6 protein-coding genes are annotated in these 6,507 nt (G+C 73.0%); 3 read left to right on the top strand and 3 right to left on the bottom strand.

Annotation, left to right across the window (positions count from 1 at the left end):
- Positions 1-568 precede the first annotated feature (568 nt).
- Positions 569-1,567 carry a tryptophan--tRNA ligase gene (gene trpS, locus ACZ7MY_RS40830; RefSeq protein WP_499610900.1) on the top strand — a complete coding sequence of 333 codons (999 nt, stop codon included), beginning with the start codon at positions 569-571 and terminating at the stop codon, positions 1,565-1,567.
- A 72-nt stretch (positions 1,568-1,639) separates the two neighbouring features.
- On the opposite strand, the gene proC is transcribed toward trpS, so the two are convergent.
- From proC to ACZ7MY_RS40815, 3 genes are all read right to left on the bottom strand, one after another.
- Positions 1,640-2,449: a pyrroline-5-carboxylate reductase gene (gene proC, locus ACZ7MY_RS40825; RefSeq protein ID WP_499610898.1), complete on the bottom strand. Its 810-nt coding sequence runs from the start codon at positions 2,447-2,449 to the stop codon at positions 1,640-1,642.
- A 66-nt stretch (positions 2,450-2,515) separates the two neighbouring features.
- Positions 2,516-3,253, bottom strand: coding sequence for an ABC transporter permease (locus ACZ7MY_RS40820; protein ID WP_499610896.1), 738 nt, complete (start codon positions 3,251-3,253; stop codon positions 2,516-2,518).
- The gene (locus ACZ7MY_RS40815; protein WP_499610893.1) at positions 3,250-4,038 is read right to left on the bottom strand and encodes an ABC transporter ATP-binding protein; all 789 of its coding nucleotides are present in this window, start codon (positions 4,036-4,038) and stop codon (positions 3,250-3,252) included. The genes ACZ7MY_RS40820 and ACZ7MY_RS40815 overlap by 4 nt, the downstream gene beginning before the upstream one ends.
- A gap of 200 nt (positions 4,039-4,238) precedes the next feature.
- On the opposite strand from ACZ7MY_RS40815, the gene ACZ7MY_RS40810 reads away from it, so the two are divergent.
- Positions 4,239-4,589: a hypothetical protein gene (locus ACZ7MY_RS40810; RefSeq protein ID WP_499610891.1), complete on the top strand. Its 351-nt coding sequence runs from the start codon at positions 4,239-4,241 to the stop codon at positions 4,587-4,589.
- 368 nt (positions 4,590-4,957) lie between these two features.
- Positions 4,958-6,448, top strand: coding sequence for a SulP family inorganic anion transporter (locus ACZ7MY_RS40805; protein ID WP_499610889.1), 1,491 nt, complete (start codon positions 4,958-4,960; stop codon positions 6,446-6,448).
- The last annotated feature ends 59 nt before the right edge of the window (positions 6,449-6,507 follow it).

Genomic DNA, 6,507 nt, shown 5'->3' with positions numbered 1-6,507 from the left:
GTTGACTTTTGGCACGCTGTTGAGTTCTCAAGGAACGGAAGCTTCCTTCGAGACCGTTTCACCGGCCCCTCCGGGCTTTCCCTTCGTTGTCTCCAACTTTACCAGATCCGTTTCGCGTTTCCGCTCTTCGTTTCCGGCCCCCTGTTGGAGCGGGGTTTTTCGTTTCGCGCCTTCCGGCGTGTCCACTACGTTAGCGGATTTCCCCGGCGGTTCATAATCGAGCCATTCGGATCGGATTTCGGCATGCCAAAATCGTCCCCGAGGGGAAGTCGTGCGGTAGTGGTTTGCCGCCGGGCGGCTTGAGTGGCCGCCCCTGGAAAGGTGACCCCGTCCGAGGCAGCTAGAGAACACTACACCACGCCCCACGGTGCTTCAAACCTGTGGCCGTCAACAGGTTTGCGGGTTACCTTCGGGGCATGACCGAGCATGCGCACTCGTACCTGTGGTGGGCCGCCTGACGGCGGCCGACCGACCAGCGCATGCACCCAACGGCCGCCGCTTCGGCGGCCGTACGCGTTCCTGCTCCGGCCCGTCGAGCTGCGGCGGTCCCACAGCCGGGAGGAACACGATGACGAGGGTCTTCAGCGGGATCAAGCCGACGGGGCACCTGACCCTGGGCAACTACCTGGGAGCGGTGCGGCAGTGGGCCGCCGTCGACCAGCACCGGGCCGAGTCGCTGTTCTGCGTCGTGGACCTGCACGCGCTCACCGTCGAACACGATCCGGCCCGTGTGCGGAGGCTGAGCCGGCAGGCGGCGACCCTCCTGCTGGCGGCCGGCCTCGACCCGCGGGTCTGCACGCTCTTCGTGCAGAGCCATGTGGACGAGCACACCCGGCTGGCGTACCTCCTCGAGTGCACCGCCACCGACGGGGAGATGCGGCGGATGGTGCAGTACAAGGAGAAGGCGGCCAAGGAGCGGGGACGCGGCGGCGGTGTGCGGCTGTCCTTGCTGACGTACCCCGTGCTGATGGCGGCCGACATCCTCGCCTACGGGGCGGACGAGGTGCCCGTCGGCGACGACCAGGCACAGCACGTGGAGCTGACCCGGGATCTGGCGGTGCGCTTCAACCACCGGTACGGGCACGTGTTCACCGTCCCCCGGGCGGTGCTGCCGCAGGTGGCGGCGCGGGTGATGAACCTGCAGGACCCCGGGTCGAAGATGGGGAAGTCGGAGGACACCGGGCCGGGGATCGTCTACCTGCTCGACGAGCCGGAGGTCGTGCGCAGGAAGGTGCTGCGCGCGGTGACGGACAGCGGGCAGGACGTGGTCCACGACCCGCAGGAGCGGCCGGGGGTGGCGAACCTGCTGGAGGTCCTGTCGGCGTGCACCGGCCGGCCGCCGGGGGACCTCGCGGCGGGGTACGACTCGTACGGCGCCCTGAAGAAGGACACCGCCGAGGCCGTGGTGGAGGAACTGCGGCCGTTGCGGGAGCGGCACGCGGAGCTGGTGGCCGACCCGGGGTACGTGGACGGGGTGCTGCGGGAGGGTGCGGAGCGGGCACGGGCGCTGGCGCGGCCGACCGTGGACGCGGCCTACCGGGCCGTCGGGCTGCTGCCGCCGGGCTGAGCGTCCGCGCGCACCGGGGGCCGGTGGGGCGGGCGGGCGGCGACGGCCACCCGCCTCCCTCCTGGCCGCGCGTCAGCCGTTGCCGGAGGCCAGTTCGCGGCTGCGGTCGCGGGCGGCCTCCAGGGCGGCGATCAGGGCGTGGCGCACGCCGTGCTTCTCCAGTTCCCGGATGGCGTTGATGGTGGTGCCGGCCGGGGAAGTGACGGCCTCGCGGAGCTTGACGGGGTGCTCGCCGCTGTCGCGGAGCATCACGGCCGCGCCGATCGCGGACTGCACGATCAGGTCGTGGGCCTGGGCGCGGGGCAGGCCGAGGAGGATGCCCGCGTCGGTCATGGCCTCGACCAGGAAGTAGAAGTACGCGGGGCCGGAGCCGGAGAGGGCGGTGGCGGCGTCCTGCTGGTACTCGGGGATGCGCAGGGTCTTGCCGACCGGCTGGAAGATCTCCTCGGTGCGCAGCAGGTGCTCCTCGGCGGCGTGGCTGCCGGCGGAGATGACGGACATGCCCTCGTCGACCAGCACCGGGGTGTTGGGCATGACGCGGACGACCGCGATGCCGTCCGCGAGTCGGTCCTCGAAGAAGGAGGTGGGGACGCCGGCCGCGGCGCTGATGACCAGGCGGTCCGCGGCGACGTGCGGGGCGAGTTCCGCCAGGAGGGCGGACATGTCCTGGGGCTTGACGGCGAGGATGAGGGTGTCGGCGGTCTTGGCCGCCTCCTCGTTGGAGACCGATTCGACGCCGTAGCGGGCGTGGAGCTCCTGGGCGCGGACCGGGCGGCGCGCGGTGACGAGCAGGTTCTCCGGCTTCCAGCCAGCGCGGAGCATTCCCGACAGGAGGGCCTCGCCGATCTTGCCGGTGCCGAGCACCGCGACTTTCTGCGTCATGACCTCATCCTCGCACCGTGGGCGGCCCGGGGGCCGTGCCGTCCACGGTGCGGTCACCCGCGGGGCTCAGGCCGTACGGCGGCGGAGGGTGGCCGCGCCGAGGGCGAGGGCCAGCGCGGCGCTGCCGGCGACGACGGCGAGGTCGCGGACGAAGTCACCGGTGACGCCGGTGTGGGTGAGGACCTCCTGCATGCCGTCGACCGCGTACGACATGGGCAGGACGTGGGAGATGGCCTCCAGCACCGGTTGCATCCGGTCGCGCGGCACGAGCAGTCCGCAGAGCAGGATCTGCGGCAGCAGGACGGCGGGCATGAACTGCACGGCCTGGAACTCGCTGGCGGCGAAGGCGCTGACGAACAGCCCGAGGGCGGTGCCAAGGCACGCGTCGGCGAGGGCGACCAGGAGGAGCAGCCAGGCGGAGCCGGTGACCTCCAGGCCGAGGGCGAGGACGGCGAGCCCGGTGGCGAGGGCGGCCTGGGCGACGGCGATCGCGCCGAAGGCGAGGGCGTACCCGGCCAGCAGGTCGCCCTTGCCGAGCGGCATGGACAGCAGGCGTTCCAGGGTGCCGGAAGTGCGTTCGCGCAGCGTCGCGATGGAGGTGACCAGGAACATCGTGATGAGCGGGAAGATGCCCAGCAGCGAGGCGCCGACGGTGTCGAAGGTGCGCGGGTTGGCGTCGTAGACCCAGGACAGCAGGGTCAGCAGGACGCAGGGCACGACGACCATCAGGGCGATGGTGCGCGGGTCGTGGCGCAGTTGCAGCAGCACGCGGCGGGCGGTGGCGAGGGTGCGGCGCGTGCTCATCGGGCGGCCTCCTCGGCCTGGTGGGGGAGCTTGCCCGCCGCCTCGTCGACGAGGCGGAGGAAGGCGTCCTCGACGGTGCGTGCGCCGGTGCGTGCGCGCAGCTCGTCGGGGGCGCCCTGGGCGAGGATGCGGCCCTCGCGCATCAGCAGCAGCCGGTGGCAGCGCTCGGCCTCGTCCATGACGTGGCTGGAGACGAGGAGGGTGGCGCCGCGTTCGGCGGCGAGGCGGTGGAAGAGCTCCCACAGGTCGCGGCGCAGGACGGGGTCGAGCCCGACGGTGGGTTCGTCGAGCACGAGCAGTTCGGGGGTGCCGAGCAGTGCCACGGCGAGGGAGACGCGGTTCAGCTGCCCGCCCGAGAGGTTGCCGGCGAGGGCGGTGGCGTGGGAGGCCAGGTCGACGTCGGCGATGGCGCGTTCGACGTGGCCGGGGGCGTCGCCGCCGAGGACGGCGGCGAAGTACTCGAGGTTCTGGCGGACGGTCAGGTCGAGGTAGACGGAGGCGGCCTGGGTCACGTAGCCGATGCGCGGGCGCAGCTCGCGGTGGCCGGCGGGCAGGCCGAGGACGTCGAGGGTGCCGGTGACGGCGGCCTGGGTGCCGACGACGGCGCGCATGAGGGTCGACTTGCCGCAGCCGCTGGGGCCGAGCAGGCCGGTGATCTCGCCTCGGGGGACGGTGAACTCCAGGGCGTCCAGGACGGTGCGGCCACCGCGGACGACGGTGAGCCCTCCGGCGTGCACGGCGGGTCCGGGGCCCGGCTCCCCGGGCTCCTCGGCTTTATTCATCATGCGGTGAATAATGCTCCGCGGGGCTCCGGGGCGTCAAGGAGCGGAAGGAGTATCCGTTTGGGTGACGGATCATTTACGCTCCGTTTACTTAAAGAGCTTGCAAAATGGAGTGGCTGTCTGCGCAAAATGAAGGGCGGCTACGCATCGGAACGGGGGCACCTGTGGTATCGGCCAAGGGAGTTGCGCGTGCTGTCGCCGTCATGGCGGCACTGCTGCTCTCCCTGTTCGCGGCGATAGGCTGCGCCGCCGCCGAGCCCGTTCCCGCCTCCGGCCGCGGCACGGGCACGACGGTGGCGCGCGCGGAGCCCGAGACCCGGACCTGCCTCGCACGGAGGCACGGGAGCAACGGCATACGCCTGGTGCTGCCCGGGACGGTGAGCGTCCCGGCCCCGGCACCCGCTCCGCGGGGCGGCACCGGAACCGATGAGACGGTTCCGGTGGACGACGCCCAGGTGTCCGCCGCCGTGACGGCGCCGCGGACCGCCCGGCAGGCGGTACCCCTCTCCAGATCCGGAGAACTACCGATCGCCCACGGCGCGTTCCGCTGCTGAGGCACGGCCTGCCGCCTGCTCCTCCCTCCTGACCGCGGTCGTCGCCCGCGGCCCGGGCCCCACCCCGGCCCGAGCCCGCGCCGGCGCCCGCGCGTCCACGTGCACGCACATGCACTCGTACGCGGCGCCCGCGGCCCGGGAGACCGACCCCCCACACCGCTCGACCACGTACGCCCCCGCCCACGCCGGCGCCGGGGCGCAATGGAGGACACCCGCGTGAAGACCTTCATCCCCCCACGCACCACCCCCTGTTCCGCCCTCCCCCCACCACCGGCCCGGGCCGACCGGCCCGCTCGGCCCCTTCGGCCCGGTTCGCCGGTCCTGCCCACGCCGCCCGTCCGCGGCTCCCTCACCCCCGCCCCCGCCCGGTGAGCCGCCTCATCCGCGCCGCGTCGCGACTGCCCCGCCCGGAGTCGCTGCGCGCCGACGTCACCGCATCCCTCGTCGTCTTCCTCGTCGCCCTGCCGCTGTGCGTGGGCGTGGCCGTCGCCTCCGGGGTGCCGGCCGAACTCGGGCTGGTCACCGGCATCGTCGGCGGCATCGTGACCGGGATGCTCCCCGGCAGCAGCCTCCAGGTGTCCGGCCCGGCCGCCGGACTGACCGTCCTGGTCTACGAGGCGGTCCAGGAGTTCGGGCTGCCCTCGCTGGGTGTGCTCGTGCTTTGCGCCGGGGCGCTGCAGCTCGCCATGGGCGTCCTGCGGCTGGGCCGCTGGTTCCGGGCCATCTCCGTCGCCGTCGTCCAGGGCATGCTGGCCGGCATCGGCCTGGTGCTGATCGCCGGGCAGGTCTACGCCCTCACCGACACCGCGGCACCGGCCGGGGGCCTGGCGAAGATCGCCGGATTACCCGGACTGGTCGCGGGCACCCTCGCCTCACCCACGGCGCTCACCGCGCTCGCCGTCGGCGGCGGCACCATCGCGGTGCTCGTCCTGTGGCCCCGCATCCCACGGGCGGCGCGGCTGCTGCCGGGGCCGCTGGCCGCGGTCGCGCTGGCCACGGGTGCGGCGATGCTGTTCGACCTGCCGGTCGAGCGTGTCCAGGTGGCGGGGCTGCTCGACGTCGTCCAGCCGCCGGGCGCCGGGCAGTTCGCGGGGCTGGCCGGCCTGTCCATGATCGGCACCGTGCTGGCCTTCACCCTGATCGCCTCCGCCGAGAGCCTGTTCAGCGCTGCCGCGGTGGACCGGCTCCACGACGGGCCGCGCACGGAGTACGACAAGGAACTCATCGCACAGGGCGCGGGCAACGCCGTCTGCGGGGCGCTCGGGGCCCTGCCGATGACCGCGGTCATCGTGCGCAGCGCCGCCAACGTGCAGGCCGGCGCCCGTACGAAGGCCGCTCGCGTGCTGCACGGCGTGTGGCTGCTGCTGTTCGCCGCGCTGCTCCCTGGCGCGCTCGGGGTGATCCCGGTGGCCACGCTGGCGGGTGTGCTGGTGCACGCCGGCTGGAAGCTCGTACCGGTGAAGGAGATCGTGCCGCTGTGGCGCGAGCACCGGGGCGAGGCCGTGGTGCTGATCGTCACCGCGACGGGCATCGTGGCCACCAACATGTTCGAGGGAGTGCTCATCGGACTCCTGACGGCGGTGGTCAAGGCGGCCTGGGAGACCTCGCAGACCCATGTGGAGATCCACGACAAGGGCGAGGGGCCGATCGTCGTCCGCGTCCTGGGCAACGCGACCTTCCTGCGGCTGCCCAGGCTGCTGGAGCAGTTGGAGGCGCTGCCCCGTGACCGCCCGATGGAGCTGGACCTGCGCCGGCTGCGGCACCTCGACCACGCCTGCGGCATGGCCCTGCTCGGCTGGGCCGAGCGGCACAACGAGGAGGGGGTGACGCCGGTCCGGGTCCAGGGCGCACCGGTGTAGCGCGGCGGCCCCGTCCCGCCCGGAACCGGGCGGGACGGGGCGTGCCGCCCCTGACCCAC

Source organism: Streptomyces sp. NPDC111520 (assembly GCF_055635295.1).
This window is presented reverse-complemented; position numbering and strand designations above follow the sequence as displayed.